We start from the raw sequence: 14,279 nt of genomic DNA, 5'->3' as shown, positions 1-14,279 counted from the left end.
CCCAACCATCCTGGACTCAATCTCCACCCGCCTGGGCAGCCTGCCACCCGAAACCATCGTCTACACCGGACACGGCGACACCACCACCATCGGCGACGAAATCGTCCACTACGACGAATGGGCCGCCCGCGGACACTGACGGAGCCGATCAGCCCTCGAGGATGCGGCGCTTCTCGTCCTCGAACTCCTTCTCCGTCAACGCCCCCGAATCGCGCAGGGCGGCCAGCGTCTTGAGTTGCTGCAGCCGGATACCCTGATCGGTCGGAATGTAGCTCGGGGCGGGCGCCGCACCATAGGCCGGACCGTAATCGCCGACGCCGTAGGCGCCGACATCGGGTGACTCAGGGTCCACGGCAAGGATCGGCTCGCTTCGCTTGCCCCCGAACGCCGCCCAGAACACCGCGGCAAGGAACCCCAGCACACTGAGCGCAAACAGCCCGGCGAACACCCAGACCAGCTTGCCCGACGAGCTGTCGTGCCCGAATGCCAGCCGCGGGTTGATGTACCCGTTGACGTTGCCGTCGGTCACGACGGTGTAGGTGCCCGCCTGCGGAATCCGGGCCACCCATATCCTCACTCGCACGTCGCTGTTGACAGTTGTTGTGCCGCTTCGACTTTCGCGCAGTTGCGGCTGCACCACCCCGTCGGGCGGGATGAGGGTCAGCTGCACGGGCGGGACGGGGAATCCACTGGCCGTGCTGCCGGTGGTCAGCGTGTGGAAGCTGATCGTGGCCTCGCCCGCCGGCAGCTGCACGCTGCCCCTGCCCGGGATGGGTACCTCGCCGTAAGCGTTGAACTTGTCCAGGACGAACACGTTCATCACCATTACGATGACGAACCCGGCGATCGACACCACCATGGTGATCGCCGGGACCACGATCGCAACCCGCTTGGCGAGTCGCCGATTGCTCATGGCCGAAGTCTGTCACGCACGCGACCGGCCCGCCGCGCCAACGCACCAGCCGCACCGTGACCGATCCGATGCCGACTCAGCCGGTGCACGGCGCATGGGGCGACTACCGTGTCTCGGTGCCGGTCAGTGCCCCGGCAGGAGGTTGCCATGGCCCGCGACGACGTCTCACCGACCCGCGAGTCCAGCATCGTCGTGCGCCCCCCCACGAAACCGGGCCCGACCTACACACCCGCGTCGCGGCTGCAGGCGACCGGGCTGCGGCCGGCGATCACGCTCTTCGAGCGCGCCGCCGAGGCCGTTCCGCTGCCCTCGCCTCCACAGCCCATCGTCATCGCCGACTACGGGGCGGCCACCGGGCACAACGCGCTGTTGCCGATCAACGCGGCGATCACGGTGCTGCGCAAGCGAACCCGCGCAGATCACTCGGTGCTGGTGGCGCATACCGACCTGCCGGGCAACGATTTCACCGCGCTCTTCCGGACACTGACCGACGACCAGGACTCGTACCTGCGGCGGGATGCCGCGGCGTTCGCCTCGGCCGTCGGGCGGTCGTTCTATACCCAGATCCTGCCGTCCAACAGCGTGACCCTCGGCTGGTCCTCCTGGGCGATCCAGTGGGTGAGCCGGGTGCCGGCCGACATCCCCGACCACCTGCAGGTCGCCTACTGCGGCGACGAGCGGGTACGCGCGGCGTACGCCAAGCAGGCCGCCCACGACTGGCACGAGTTCGTCGCGTTCCGGGGCCGCGAGCTGTGCCCCGGCGGGCGGCTGGTGGTGATGACGACGGCACTCGACGACCGCGGCGAGTTCGGCTACCGGCCGCTGTTGACCGCCATGGTCGACGAACTCGCCGAGATGGTGGCCAAGGGGTTGATCAGCGCCGACGAACTGCGCCGGATGTCGATCCCGACGGTGGGACGCCGCGCGGCCGACTTCGTGGCGCCGTTCGCACCATCGGGGGTGTTCGAGCGGCTGACGGTCGAACATCTCGAGGTGTTCGACGCCGAGGACAGGTTCTGGACCCAGTACCAGAAGGACAGGGAGGCCACGGTTTTCGGGGCACAATGGGCGGCGTTCGCCCGGGCGGCGGTGTTCGGCGCGCTGGCGGCAGCCCTGGACGGCGGCGACGCGTCACGGACGGCGAAGTTCTTCGACGGGCTGGAGGCCGGGATCGCCGCCCGACTGGCCGCAGCACCGGAACAGATGCAGATCCCGCTGGCCCACGTGGTGCTGACGAAGCGGCAGGCGTCGCATTGAATTGGAGTACTGACCCGGAGTGCTGATGCAACGACGCAGAGTAGACGCCTACCCCAATTCCCTTGTGCGCCCCGCCCACCAGCGGCTGGGCCAGCAGCAGTCCATACATCGACAGCTCGGACACCAGCACCAGCTTGCGTTCCAGCGTCCCGACGGTCGCAGGCAGCGCCGGTGCACGCATCCGCAGCCGGTTGAGCACCCGGACCACCGCCACCAGCAGGACCACGATGCCCAGGGTCTTGTGCACGACGAGCAACGTTGCGTAGCCGGCCAGCGAGTTCACCATCGCGTACCCGATGAGCAGCATGCTGAACACCAGAACCGCTGTCGCCCAGTGTAATATCCGCGCGACGACGGCCCGTGATTAGTTCAGGGCAAGCCGATATATGACGTGTGCCACAGGCCTCATCGGCATCGGCCCAGGGCCCCCGGATCGCAATCCAGCGCTCCACGGGAACGGCATGTCGGTCTTGCCGGCCCGCAGCCGTCGGTGTGACGACGCGCCTCAGCCCCCGAGCGTGGTGCGCATCAGCATCACGCTGTAGTTCGACCACAACGACAGCGTGAAGTACAGGTCGCGTCCGGTCGACCACGGGTGGATGTAGGGGGCGTAGATGCCACCGGGGATGTCGGCGGTTTTGACGATGGTCGTCGCCTCGCTCCACGGCCCCTCCGGTTTGTCGGCGGTGCGCATCACGACGTCGTTGAGCGTGTTCGTGTAGAGCATCACGAACTTCTTCAGGTAGCTGTTCCATGCCACCGACATCTCGCTGCCCGGCGCCCACACCACCTGCACCGCGAGGAATGGCAGACCACGCAGCCACCCGAACGGTGTGTAGTACTCGTAGGCGTCGCGGTCGGCGACCTGCCCCTCGGGAACCCTGGCCAGGAACGGCATGCCGCCGCGGCCCGCGCCGGTGCCGTAGTTGTAGACGTAGCCGCCGGATCGCAGGTAGGCACCCATCTGGAAGTTCTGGTAGCCCCAGACGAACGGGATGCCGGGGACGGTGTTGAACCAACTGGGCCGGATGCTCGAGCGCGGCACGCTCCACGTCTCACCGTTGTTGTCGGAGACCGCCACCGCGGAGAAGTTGGTCGACCACTGACCCGGGTTGCCCCAGCCGCTCACGGACATGAAGTTGACGTATTGCCTTGTGCCGACGGAGATCCCGGCGGACGGAATGACGGTGACCTCGGTGCCCGCCAGCCCCAGGCTGTCGATGACCTGCCGCGAGAAGTTCGGACGCTGCGCCGAGAGCACCGGCGAGCCGGCGTACGGGTTGCCGAAGGCAGGGTTGGGCACTTCCATCCCGTTGGCCAGATTTCGGTCGGAGCTGCGGAACAGGGTGTTCTTACGCCACTGCTGGTCGGGTGCGGAGCAGTCGCCGAACGTGTCGCCGAACGCGATGAGCACCTGGTTGTTGGCGCCGGTCTGCCCGTTGTCCCACATGATTCCGAGGTCGGCGCCCGAGATGGTGAACCGCTGATAGCTGTTGGTGTTCGGTCCGGTCAGCCAGCCGACCCTGGTCGCGGTGGCGGCGGACGGTGCGACCGCGGCCCGCGCGGCGGTATCCGGGGCAACCGCGGTGTCGGCGGCCTCCTCGGGTGTCGAGGTGACGCCCGCCAGGATCGCGGGTTTACGCCCGATCGGCAGGTGCAGGACCTCGATGATCTGGGACAGCGTCGGCGCCGACGACCGCGACGAGGCGTTCGGCGCCGCGACCGAACACGGGTCGGCGGCGGCATGCGGCGCCGTCGTGAGCGGGATCGCGAATGCGACGGTGGCCACCGATGCGATCGAGACCGTTGCGCGCCGCCAGGGGGCCGGCATGGAAGTCACACCTTTCCGGAGTCGCCGCGGGCGGCAACTCGGCATTGAGCCCGCAACCAATCGTGAACGATGTGACGATAGTGACTGAAGTGACGATTGTGCCAATTGAGCCGCTGAACTGACACGTTTCCGTGGCCGTGTCGAGACCGCCCTCCGCGCGCGCTCGCGACAACCCGGCGGCCCGGGAGCTACCCGTGCGGAGTTCGGCGGGCGTCAGGCGGGTATGGCCGAGACCGGGATATCCACGCTGCCTTCGCATTCCCCACGCGTGATGGTGGTGCGGAAGACCCCCGACAGGGATCCGTCGGACTGCGGCACGTAGTTCACGATGGAACGGGCCGGGTTCCATTCGACGGTGCCGTCGGGACGCAGGCAGTCCCATTGCCACCTGCTCGACTGTCCCCACTGCGTGCCCTCCCACGTGAAGCTCATGGGCTGGGGAACGACGAGGTTCTTCGACGGCGGTCCGTCGACGATCGTCGCCTCACAGCTGCCCGAGGAGCAGTCGGTGATGAAGACATAGTTCTTCGTATAGGCGGCTTCGTACTGACCGGCGGCGATGCTGGTGCCGGTCTTCTGGTCGACGTGAAATGTCACCGCGTACGGGCCGTTCCAGGCCGGGGTGCCGCCCGCGTGCGCGGTGGGCGCCACGCACAGCGCGCCCGCGATCACCGCCGCCAGCCCTCCCGTGAGGAGTCGTGTCATCGCCCGCCTCGCTCTCGACCCGATCACGCCAGTGTTACAGACGGGCATCGATCGCGTTCCGGATTCGCCGATCCGCATCTATCAGCCGGTATGTATGCGTGAAAGGCGTTGCGCGGGGGGCGATGTGACCCGACGCCGAACATCCGCATGATCGACACCTGCGCGGCGGTGCGACCGCGATGACCCGACGCGGCACCGTCGTGGCCAGGACGGCGATTGCCCGGAGCATGCACGGACCGTATGGCGCCGCGCGTGCGCGGCACACGCGTAGTCGACTACCTCAACACCGGGCCGTGCCCGGACGCCTTACGTGTGCTTCGAGTGGCGTTCGTCGGCGTCGCGCTGTTCCTGCGCGGTGACGACGATCGCGTCCGGCCCTGGGTAGACAGTCGAGTCGTGTTCGTCGCCGAGCCAGTGCACGACGTACGGCGGGGACCCGTCGGGCGAACGCACCTCGGTGATCCGCCCCCGCACGTCGTGGCGGTCGACAGTCGTTCCTTTGATCACCAGCCAGTCTCCGACCTCGGCCTTCATCGCTCGCTCCTTCCGGTCGTCATGTCCCATGGTGCGCGCATCGGCCCGCGGGGGGAATAGGCGGTGGCTGCCATTGGAGAGTGGCACTCCCTCACCGCGCACCGGACGGCCCGCCGTGGCAAGGTTTGCCGATGGAGAAGGTCCGCGTTCACCGGGCCGACTCGAAACAGGAAACTTCCCGAAACACGGAAATGTCACAGTAGCGCGCCTCCGTTTTGGAGACCAGCAGGCAGGGACAGGGAGACACCCGTGACCGACACAGTTCAGACACCGTCCGGAGAGTCCATCCCCCTCGACGGAGCGCCCGTTGCGGCGCCCGGTCCGACGGGGCAGACACGGAGCGGCATGACCGCCGACGCGCTGCGGCACGCGGTCGCCGACCACCTGCTGTATTCGATCGCCCGGCCCCCGTCGGTGCTCGCCCCCGAGCACTACTACCGCGCGCTGGCGCTGGCCGTGCGGGACCGCATGCAGAAGCGCTGGATGGCCACGACGAAGGACTGGCTCGACCTGTCCAGCAAGGTCACCTGCTACCTGTCCGCCGAGTTCCTGATGGGCCCGCAGCTCGGCAACAACCTGCTCAACCTGGGCATCGAGGACGCGGCGCGGCAGGCCATGGCCGATCTGGGGCAGGATCTGGACGAGGTTCTCGCGTGCGAGCCGGAGCCCGGCCTCGGCAACGGTGGCCTCGGCCGCCTGGCCGCCTGCTACCTCGACTCGATGGCAACGCTGGAGCGCCCGTCGATCGGCTACGGCATCCGCTATGAGTTCGGGATCTTCCGGCAGGAGATTCACGACGGCTGGCAGGTAGAGCAGACCGACAACTGGCTGGTGCGCGGAAACCCTTGGGAGATCGACAAACCCGATGCCAGCTACCTGGTGAACTGGGGCGGCCACACCGAGGAGTACGAGGACGTCGCCGGCCGGTTCCGGGTGCGCTGGGTCCCGCAGCGGGTGCTCAAGGGCGTCTCCTACGACACCCCGATCCAGGGCTATGGCGTCAACACCTGCAACACGTTGACGTTGTGGAGCGCGCGGGCGGTCGAATCGTTCGCCCTGGAGGCGTTCAACACCGGCGACTTCTACAAGGCGGTCGACGAAGAGGTGGTCTCCGAGACCGTCTCCAAAGTGCTCTACCCCAACGACGAACCGGAAGCCGGCAAGCGCCTGCGGCTGCTGCAGCAGTACTTCTTCGTCACCTGTTCGCTGCAGGACATCCTGCGCATCCACACCGAGCGCGTCGGGCTTCCCCTGAGCGCCCTGCCGCGGAAGTGGGCCATCCAGCTCAACGACACCCACCCGTCGATCGCCGTCGCCGAACTGATGCGTCTGCTCATCGACGAGCACCAGATGACCTGGAACGACGCCTGGGACATCACCGTCGCCACCTTCGGCTACACCAACCACACACTGCTGCCCGAGGCGCTGGAGACCTGGCCGCTGTCGATCTTCGGCGACGCCCTCCCGCGTCACCTGGAGATCATCTACGAGATCAACGAGCGCTTCCTCGACGAGGTGCGTTCGAAGTTCCCCGACGACGAGGACCGTATCCGGCGGATGTCGCTGATCGGCGAGGAGGGCGGCAAGTCGGTGCGGATGGCGCACCTGGCCACCGTCGGCAGCCACGCGGTCAACGGTGTCGCCGCACTGCACTCGGAGCTGCTCAAGGCCAGTGTGCTCAAGGACTTCTACGAGCTGTGGCCGGAGCGGTTCGGCAACGTCACCAACGGTGTCACACCGCGGCGGTTCCTCGCGCTATCCAACCCAGGGCTGCGCGGGCTGCTCGACGAGACGATCGGCGACGGCTGGCTCACCGACCTCGACCAGCTGCGTGGCCTCGAGGCCTACGTCGACGATCCGGCGTTCCGGCAGCGGTGGCGGGAGATCAAGCGCGCCAACAAGTCTCGTCTGGCCGAGTACGTGCATTCGACCACAGGCATCGAGCTCGACCCGATGTGGATGTTCGACATCCAGGTCAAGCGGATTCACGAGTACAAGCGCCAGCACCTCAACGTGCTGAACATCGTCACGCTCTACCACCGGCTCAAGACCAACCCCGGCCTGTCGATCCCGCCGCGCGCGTTCATCTTCGGCGGTAAGGCAGCGCCCGGCTACTTCATCGCCAAGCGCATCATCAAGATGATCACCGCCGTCGGCGCCACCGTGAACAACGATCCCGACGTCAACCGCTTCATGAAGGTGGTGTTCCTGCCGAACTTCAACGTCCAGAACGCCCACCTGGTCTATCCGGCGGCCAACCTCTCCGAGCAGATCTCCACCGCGGGCAAGGAGGCGTCGGGCACCGGCAACATGAAGTTCATGATCAACGGCGCCCTGACCATCGGCACGCTCGACGGCGCCAACGTCGAGATCCGCGAGGAGGCCGGCGACGAGAACTTCTTCCTGTTCGGGCTCACCGAGGATCAGGTGGAAGCCGTCAAGGCGGACGGCTACCGCCCTGCCTCCCGCATCGAGTCCGACGCCGAGCTGGCGGCGGCGCTGGAACTGATCGCCTCGGGCCGATTCACCCACGGAGACACCGACATCCTGCGGCCCGTGGTGGACAACCTGTGCCACCACGACCCGTTCCTGGTGCTCGCCGACTACCGGTCCTACGTGGATTGCCAGGACCGGGTGAGCGCCGCGTGGCAGGACCGCGACCGGTGGTCACGCATGTCGATCCTCAACACCGCGCGCAGTGGCAAGTTCTCCTCGGACCGCGCCATCGCCGAGTACTGCGACGAGATCTGGGGCGTCAGTCCCATGTCCGTGCGCATCTAGCGCGCGTCGGCGCGCCACCCGGCGATCATCCGGGCTGACCCTGCTCCTCCTGGGGCAGGGCGGCCGGTCCCCCGCACACGATGGCGGATACCGCCAGGTGACGCTTCGGTCGTCCTGCCCGCCCGTGGGTCCCGGGTGCCCGCAGGTCACGGACACCAAAGCAGTTGATAACGGCCCGATCACGCGCCGCGTCGGGGCCGCTGACCCCGATGCCGCGCTGCTAGCTTGCGGTGATCGGGAGGTGACGGTGAGAAAGCGACTGGCGGCACGCAGGCGGTGCGTCCGCGTGCGGCGGGCCGTCGCCGTGGGGATCGCGGCGGCGCTCTCGGCACTGGTGGTGGCGGGCGTGGCACCGGTCGCCGGCGCTTACTCCCGCGACGGGCTGCCGGTGGAGCAACTCGATGTGCCGTCTCCGTCGATGGGGCGCGACATCCGCGTCGAGTTCCAGTTCGGCGGCCCGCATTCGGTCTACCTGCTCGACGGTTTGCGCGCCCAGGAGGATCTCAACGGGTGGGACATCAACACCCAGGCGTTCGAGTGGTTCTACGAGTCCGGTGTGTCGGTGGTGATGCCCGTTGGCGGCCAGTCGAGCTTCTACACCGACTGGTATGAACCCGCGGTGGGCACCGCGGGCACGGTGACCTACAAGTGGGAGACATTCCTGACCCAGGAACTCCCGGCGTGGCTGGCGGCCAACAAGGGCCAGGATCCCAAAGGCAATGCCGTTGTCGGGCTTTCGATGTCGGGCAGTGCGGCGCTGACGATGGCGATCTGGCATCCGCAACAGTTCATCTTCGCCAGTTCGCTGTCGGGCTACCTGAATCCGTCATTGGGGTTGTGGCCCACGCTGATCGGACTTGCCATGAGCGACGCGGGCGGCTACAACCCGCGCAGCATGTGGGGTCCGGTCAGCGATCCCGCCTGGCGACGCAACGACCCGATGGTCAATGTGAACCGGTTGGTGGCCAACGGAACCGCGTTGTGGATCTACTGCGGCAGCGGCGCGTCGTCCGATCTGGACAACGGCTCGGATTTCGGCCTCCAGTTCAGTGCCGGGTATCTGGAGAACATCACGCTGAGCACCAACAAGCAGTTCCAGCAGCGCTATGTCGCGGCGGGCGGCCGCAACGCGGTGTTCAACTTCCCGCCCAACGGAACCCACAGTTGGGGCTACTGGGGTGCCCAGCTGCAGGCCATGAAGCCGGACCTGGTCCGGATTCTGACCACCCCGGTTCCGCCGCCGCCTCCACCCGCACCGCTGCCGGGCGTTCCCCCCGCCCCGCTGCCCGGTGTTCCAGGTGTTCCCCCCGTGCCCGCCGCGGCTCCGCCACCGCCGTAACCGGCCGATGAGGCGCTCCTACGGGATGGGTCTCGTCGCGTTGAGCGCGACGGCGCTGCTGGGCTGCGGCCACGGCGACGTCGACACGGTGGGGACGACGGGGACGTCGGGGGGGACGTCGGGGACGTCGGCAAAGATCACCGCGACGGAGTCACCGGCCGCGGCGGGCGTACCGTCCGCGCCCCGGACCATCGCTTGGGTCGACCTCGACGTCGGCGACTGTCTGGCGGGCGTTCCACCGACGGACCCCAGCGTGATCACCGTCTCGGTGGTGGGCTGCGGATCCCCGCACATTGCCGAGGTGTACTTCCGCGGCCCGGTGGCCGTGAACCGGGCGGTCACCAATGTCGCCGACAACGTGTGCGACTCCGCGTTATCCCAGTTCACTGCACACCCCGTCGACAGAAGCAGGTTCGCGGTGACCTACCTCATCGACTCCAGCCAGGACCGCACCGCGGCCAACCCCGACCCGAGCACGGTCATCTGCCTGCTCCAGGCCGCCGACGGTGGGCCGGTGACGGGGTCGGCGCGGCACTGATCCCGCACTGTGATTCGGGGAAAGATCAATCAGATTGTGTGTTGCTGCCACGCCGGGGCGGTCGGCCTGGCTATCTTCTAGGCGGCGATCCAGGCAAACGTGTCCGGTCGCCGGATCGGACTGGAGGTCGAGCATGGGCGGTTCCGCGTACATCGGTCGGATCGGTGCGCTGGCGGTCGCGTTGGGGGTCGGTGCGGCAGTGGCCTCCGGTAGCCATGGCGTCGCATGGGCGGATTCGACGTCCTCTTCATCGGGGGCATCGGAATCGTCGTCCCCGGCCTCGGGGCCGTCCGGATCGGGGTCTGCGGCATCGTCGGATTCCGGTGCGACGCCGAAGAAGATCCGCTCACCCAAGCCCAACACCGGTCCGCGGGCGCCGTCGACCTCCCGGCAGACGACATCGTCCGCCGATGACGATGCCACCGCCGCGGGTACCGCGCCGACATCTTCGGGGACGACAGAACCCCGCCCCAAGCGCTTGATTCAGCGTGCCATCGACGCGCTGACCGATTCCCAGCCCGGCAAACGTGACCGGAAACCAGCGGGCACGTCGGGAGCGTCCGGGACGGCCGAGCAGCCAGGCACCGACGACGGCGCCGAATCCAAGGGCCGCGACACCGCGACCGGCGGCGAACACACCACGCCGACTTCCTCCTCGAGCCCGGACCGGGTGCGCGCGACGCGTCCGGAGGCGACACCGCCGGTACGAACCACACCCAAAGACGCCGGCGGCGAGCAAACGCTATCCACTGCCCCGGCGGCCGAATCCGTGGGCGCAGTACCGGATTCGCCGTCAGAACCGCCCGTCCCGAAGCTGGTGTCGCAGGCGCTGGCCGCCGTGGGCCTGTCACCGCTGGCGCCCGACGCCCCCTCCGCGCCCGGCACACCACCGGCGGGTTTGGCGCTGCTTGCGTGGGCACGCCGCGAGTTCGACGGCTCGACACTGCGCACCGCCACCGCCACGTCCGCGGTGGAGGGAGCCACCCCGGTCGCCACGGCGCTGGCGGCCGACGTCACGCCGACGGCCGCGGTGGCGGTCGCACCCGCGGTCGGTTCGACTCGGCAGGTCGGCTGGATCACCGGGCCCTTGGGCACCAACAACACCCCGGGCAGGTTCAACATCGGCGGCACCGACCTCGGCATCATGTGGGACGACGGGAACGGTCGCATCCTGACCATCTTCGGCGACACCTTCCGGGAACCGGCGATGACCAACGACTGGCGCTTCAACGTGCTGCTGCGCAGCACCGATGGCAACCTGTCGAACGGCATGACATTCGACGACGCGCTGATCCAGCCGGGTAGCACGAGGCTGTTCGGCCAGGGGCCGGCCATCACGGCCATCAACGATCCCGGATTCCTCGGCCTCTTCGGCCACCACACCACCACCATCCCGACCGCAGCCATCTCGGTCACCGACGACAAGGGCAAGACCACCCAGTACGTGAACTTCATGTCCGTGCGGACCTGGGACACCCCCGGCCGCTGGACCACCAACTACTCGGCCATCGCGTACTCGACCGACGGCGGTCGGACGTGGACGGTCGACCCCGACACCGTGCGCTCCTCGGGATGGTTGCGCTCGACCAAGAGCTACCAGCCGGGTAACCAGAACTTCCAGCAGGGCGCCTACACCTATGGCGATCCCGACGACGCCAGCTCGTATAACGCAGACGGCACGCCTTACGTCTTCTCGTACGGAACCCCGTCGGGACGCGGCGGTTCGGCGTACCTGTCGCGCGTCGCCGAGGACGAGATCCTCGAGCAGGGTGAGTACGAGTACTGGAACGGGTCGACGTGGATCAAGGGCGACCCGTCCGCGGCGGTGCCCGTGATCGGGGCCACCGATCAGCCTGCCCCGCAGCCGGGTGTGTTGGGGTGGATTCAGAAGGCCTTCAACGACTTCCTCGGCGGAATCGTCGTCGGCGGTCTGACCGGTGGCAACGTCAGCGAGATGTCGGTCCAGTACAACCCCTACCTGGAGAAGTACGTGGTGCTCTATACCGACGGAAACAACAACGTGGTGATGCGCACCGCTGATTCACCCCAGGGCACATGGTCGGATTCAAGGACGCTCGCGACGTCGAGCACCTATCCGGGCCTGTACGCGCCGATGATCCATCCGTGGTCGGGCACGGCGGCCGCCGGTGCGGGTAACGAGCGGTACCTCTACTGGAACCTCTCGCAGTGGACGCCGTACTACAACGTCGAGCTGATGGAAACCGACCTGCAGCCGACGAAGCAGCAGGCGAACGTCATCGCCGTGTAGGACGCGAATCGAGTGGCGCGAATGTCCGGTGCGCCCGGGATTCTCCTCACTACAGTCACGTAGACATGCCGCCGACATCCCGCCGACGGAGGCGCCGTGACATCACCGACCAGGGCCGGCGCCGCGCGCGCCGGGCGCATCAGCGGGCTGGTTGTTGCGCTGGGAATCGGCGCGGCGATCGCGGGCAACGTCGGGGCCGCGGCGGCCGATACGGGCGACACGGGTGCGTCACAGGCATCGCAACCATCGCGCACCGCGTCGGCGTCTTCGGGCTCTTCGGGCTCTTCGGGATCGGCCGACACGTCGGCTCCGACCAAACGCAGATCCATGGCCATCGACCGACCACCTGACAGCACCGCATCGGCCGACACCGGGGCGGACGACGCCGGCGCCCATGCTGCCGCCGCGAATGAGGCTGCGGCGCAGACACGTCCGTCGACGAGGCCACATTCCGAACCGGTCACCAAGGTTGCCCACCGGCCGATCACCGGTGCTCTGCCGAGACTACGGCCGTCGGCCCGCGGCGCGACTGAGGACCCTGTTGCCCCGGTACGGGGGCTGGGCCTGGTGTCGATGCTGGGTTCGGCACGACGCGAAGCCGTCGCGCAACCGGCCCCCAGCCCGCTGGCCCCAGCCACCCCGGCCAGCCCGCTGGCCACAGCCACCCCAGCCAGCCCGCTGGCCCCAGCCACCCCGGCCAGCCCGCTGGCCCCAGCCACCCCGGCCAGCCCGCTGGCCACCACCGACCAGCTCGTAGCCGAGCAACGCGCCAGCCAGATCGTCGACACGCCGGTGGTCGGGCTGGCCAAGGTGGTGCTGAAGGCGGGCTGGCAGATCTCCGCGTACACGAATCTCGCCGCGGTCGGCGGCCCCGACAGGGAGAACCTCGCGCAGCTGAACCGGTCGGTCGACGAATACGCCAATCAGGCCGCGATGGAGGTCCAGCTGCTCAACCCGAACAACCCGAAGGTGCTTCAGCAGGTGATGCCACCGCACACCTGGTACGGGCAGACCGCGGGCGGCAACCGCATCTGGTACGACAACCCGGACACCGTCTACCGTTTCGTTGCGGTCAACGCCGCGTCGGAGTACGTGATCACCGGCCGATTCGACCGCGACCACATGCCCGCCGACACCAACTTCAGCGTGTTGACAGGATTGAACGGGAACACCGCATGGAATCTCAACGCCAGCGACCTCGACCTGGATGCCGAGGGCAACTTTCGCATCACGGTGAGTTCCCGGCCCGCACGTGCTGGCGAGGATCATCTGCAACTGCCGCCGGACGCCACCCTGATCACCACGCGCAACACGTTGTCCGACTGGGCCGACCAGACCCCGATGAGTGTGTCCATCGAGCGGGTCGGCGGGCCACCCGACAGCCTGTTCGCCCAGATCGGCGGGTTCCTCATCCCGGGTATCGGACCGGCGATCACGCAGAACTCGCAGCTGGTGTCGCTGGTGTCGATCATCCCGCCGTTCAAGGATCCGCCGCTGGTGCTGCACGCGACGGAGACCGCGCTGCTCATGCTGTTCCTCGGTCTGACCAAGCAGCACGAGTACCTCGCGGTGGCGACCACCGACCCGGCTACCGGCAAGCTGCGCAATCCCAACGAGCTCTCGGAGCCCGCGCACAACGCCCAGTTCCTGTCCACTCAACTGCAGAGTGCCGGGCACTTCCAGCTCGCCGACGACGAGGCGCTGGTCCTCACCGTCGATCCGGGCAGCGCCACCTACTTCGTCGTCCCGATCACCAACGACTGGACGATCACCGACGACTACTGGAATCAGCAGACCAGCCTGAACAACGCCCAGGCGGTGCCCAACCCCGACGGCACCTACACGATCGTCATCTCCCCCACCGATCCCGGGGTGGCCAACTGGGTGTCGACCGGCGGGCTGAACCAGGGCACCATCTCGGTGCGCTTCCAGGGGGTAGACCCGAAATCGGCTGACAGACCGACCGTTTCCACGCGGCTGGTGGCACACGACGATCTGCCGAAGGTGCTGCCCGAATCGACGCAATACGTCACTCCCGCGGAGCGGCGAGAGATCCTGGCCGGACGCAAGGCCGGATACGACAGCCGGTACGCGCCGTACCCGCAGCGGTAG

11 protein-coding genes and 2 pseudogenes are annotated in these 14,279 nt (G+C 67.8%); 8 read left to right on the top strand and 5 right to left on the bottom strand.

Going from position 1 to position 14,279, the window contains the following annotated elements; translation table 11 throughout:
* Positions 1-139 (top strand): annotated as a pseudogene (locus ADBZ6K_RS23845) (MBL fold metallo-hydrolase); the annotation flags it as partial.
* Between the two features lie 9 nt (positions 140-148).
* Here the strand turns inward: ADBZ6K_RS23845 and ADBZ6K_RS23840 are convergent.
* Positions 149-913, bottom strand: a complete 765-nt coding sequence (locus tag ADBZ6K_RS23840; protein WP_526351339.1) for an SHOCT domain-containing protein — start codon at positions 911-913, stop codon at positions 149-151.
* A 147-nt stretch (positions 914-1,060) separates the two neighbouring features.
* On the opposite strand from ADBZ6K_RS23840, the gene ADBZ6K_RS23835 reads away from it, so the two are divergent.
* Positions 1,061-2,170 carry a class I SAM-dependent methyltransferase gene (locus tag ADBZ6K_RS23835; RefSeq protein WP_526351337.1) on the top strand — a complete coding sequence of 370 codons (1,110 nt, stop codon included), beginning with the start codon at positions 1,061-1,063 and terminating at the stop codon, positions 2,168-2,170.
* A gap of 58 nt (positions 2,171-2,228) precedes the next feature.
* Here the strand turns inward: ADBZ6K_RS23835 and ADBZ6K_RS23830 are convergent.
* The 4 genes and pseudogenes from ADBZ6K_RS23830 to ADBZ6K_RS23815 all read right to left on the bottom strand — a co-directional run.
* Positions 2,229-2,513: pseudogene (locus ADBZ6K_RS23830) on the bottom strand (cytochrome b/b6 domain-containing protein); the annotation flags it as partial.
* A gap of 162 nt (positions 2,514-2,675) precedes the next feature.
* Entirely contained in the window at positions 2,676-4,001 is a 1,326-nt protein-coding gene (locus ADBZ6K_RS23825) for a DUF4185 domain-containing protein (RefSeq protein ID WP_526351335.1), read from the bottom strand.
* A 213-nt stretch (positions 4,002-4,214) separates the two neighbouring features.
* Complete coding sequence (locus ADBZ6K_RS23820; protein WP_526351333.1) at positions 4,215-4,706, bottom strand: Rv2253 family sensor-like surface protein; 492 nt, start codon at positions 4,704-4,706, stop codon at positions 4,215-4,217.
* A gap of 306 nt (positions 4,707-5,012) precedes the next feature.
* Positions 5,013-5,240: a DUF1918 domain-containing protein gene (locus tag ADBZ6K_RS23815; RefSeq protein WP_526351331.1), complete on the bottom strand. Its 228-nt coding sequence runs from the start codon at positions 5,238-5,240 to the stop codon at positions 5,013-5,015.
* A 345-nt stretch (positions 5,241-5,585) separates the two neighbouring features.
* On the opposite strand from ADBZ6K_RS23815, the gene ADBZ6K_RS23810 reads away from it, so the two are divergent.
* The 6 genes from ADBZ6K_RS23810 to ADBZ6K_RS23785 all read left to right on the top strand — a co-directional run bounded on the left by ADBZ6K_RS23810 (position 5,586) and on the right by ADBZ6K_RS23785 (position 14,279).
* Positions 5,586-8,021 carry a glycogen/starch/alpha-glucan phosphorylase gene (locus ADBZ6K_RS23810; protein ID WP_526351345.1) on the top strand — a complete coding sequence of 812 codons (2,436 nt, stop codon included), beginning with the start codon at positions 5,586-5,588 and terminating at the stop codon, positions 8,019-8,021.
* Between the two features lie 304 nt (positions 8,022-8,325).
* Positions 8,326-9,360 (top strand): alpha/beta hydrolase, encoded by a 1,035-nt coding sequence (locus tag ADBZ6K_RS23805; protein ID WP_526351343.1) that lies wholly within the window; start codon positions 8,326-8,328, stop codon positions 9,358-9,360.
* A gap of 7 nt (positions 9,361-9,367) precedes the next feature.
* Positions 9,368-9,898: a hypothetical protein gene (locus ADBZ6K_RS23800; RefSeq protein ID WP_526351329.1), complete on the top strand. Its 531-nt coding sequence runs from the start codon at positions 9,368-9,370 to the stop codon at positions 9,896-9,898.
* A gap of 225 nt (positions 9,899-10,123) precedes the next feature.
* Positions 10,124-10,312, top strand: coding sequence for a hypothetical protein (locus ADBZ6K_RS23795; RefSeq protein WP_526351327.1), 189 nt, complete (start codon positions 10,124-10,126; stop codon positions 10,310-10,312).
* Between the two features lie 64 nt (positions 10,313-10,376).
* Positions 10,377-12,167, top strand: a complete 1,791-nt coding sequence (locus tag ADBZ6K_RS23790; protein ID WP_526351325.1) for a DUF4185 domain-containing protein — start codon at positions 10,377-10,379, stop codon at positions 12,165-12,167.
* Between the two features lie 96 nt (positions 12,168-12,263).
* Entirely contained in the window at positions 12,264-14,279 is a 2,016-nt protein-coding gene (locus ADBZ6K_RS23785) for a hypothetical protein (protein ID WP_526351323.1), read from the top strand.

It is taken from the genome of Mycobacterium sp. (genome assembly GCF_044223235.1).
Lineage (GTDB): Bacteria > Actinomycetota > Actinomycetes > Mycobacteriales > Mycobacteriaceae > Mycobacterium.
The sequence above is the reverse complement of the archived record's forward strand: the minus strand, read 5'-3'. Positions and strand labels throughout refer to the sequence as shown.

What these genes read in the sequence shown, in the direction of transcription:
- ADBZ6K_RS23815 (WP_526351331.1), bottom strand. Translation starts at nt 5,240, where the DNA reads ATGAAGGCCGAGGTCGGAGACTGGCTGGTGATCAAAGGAACGACTGTC.
- ADBZ6K_RS23820 (WP_526351333.1), bottom strand. Translation starts at nt 4,706, where the DNA reads ATGACACGACTCCTCACGGGAGGGCTGGCGGCGGTGATCGCGGGCGCG.
- ADBZ6K_RS23825 (WP_526351335.1), bottom strand. Translation starts at nt 4,001, where the DNA reads ATGCCGGCCCCCTGGCGGCGCGCAACGGTCTCGATCGCATCGGTGGCC.
- ADBZ6K_RS23835 (WP_526351337.1), top strand. Translation starts at nt 1,061, where the DNA reads ATGGCCCGCGACGACGTCTCACCGACCCGCGAGTCCAGCATCGTCGTG.
- ADBZ6K_RS23810 (WP_526351345.1), top strand. Translation starts at nt 5,586, where the DNA reads ATGACCGCCGACGCGCTGCGGCACGCGGTCGCCGACCACCTGCTGTAT.
- ADBZ6K_RS23840 (WP_526351339.1), bottom strand. Translation starts at nt 913, where the DNA reads ATGAGCAATCGGCGACTCGCCAAGCGGGTTGCGATCGTGGTCCCGGCG.
- ADBZ6K_RS23795 (WP_526351327.1), top strand. Translation starts at nt 10,124, where the DNA reads ATGGGCGGATTCGACGTCCTCTTCATCGGGGGCATCGGAATCGTCGTC.
- ADBZ6K_RS23800 (WP_526351329.1), top strand. Translation starts at nt 9,368, where the DNA reads ATGAGGCGCTCCTACGGGATGGGTCTCGTCGCGTTGAGCGCGACGGCG.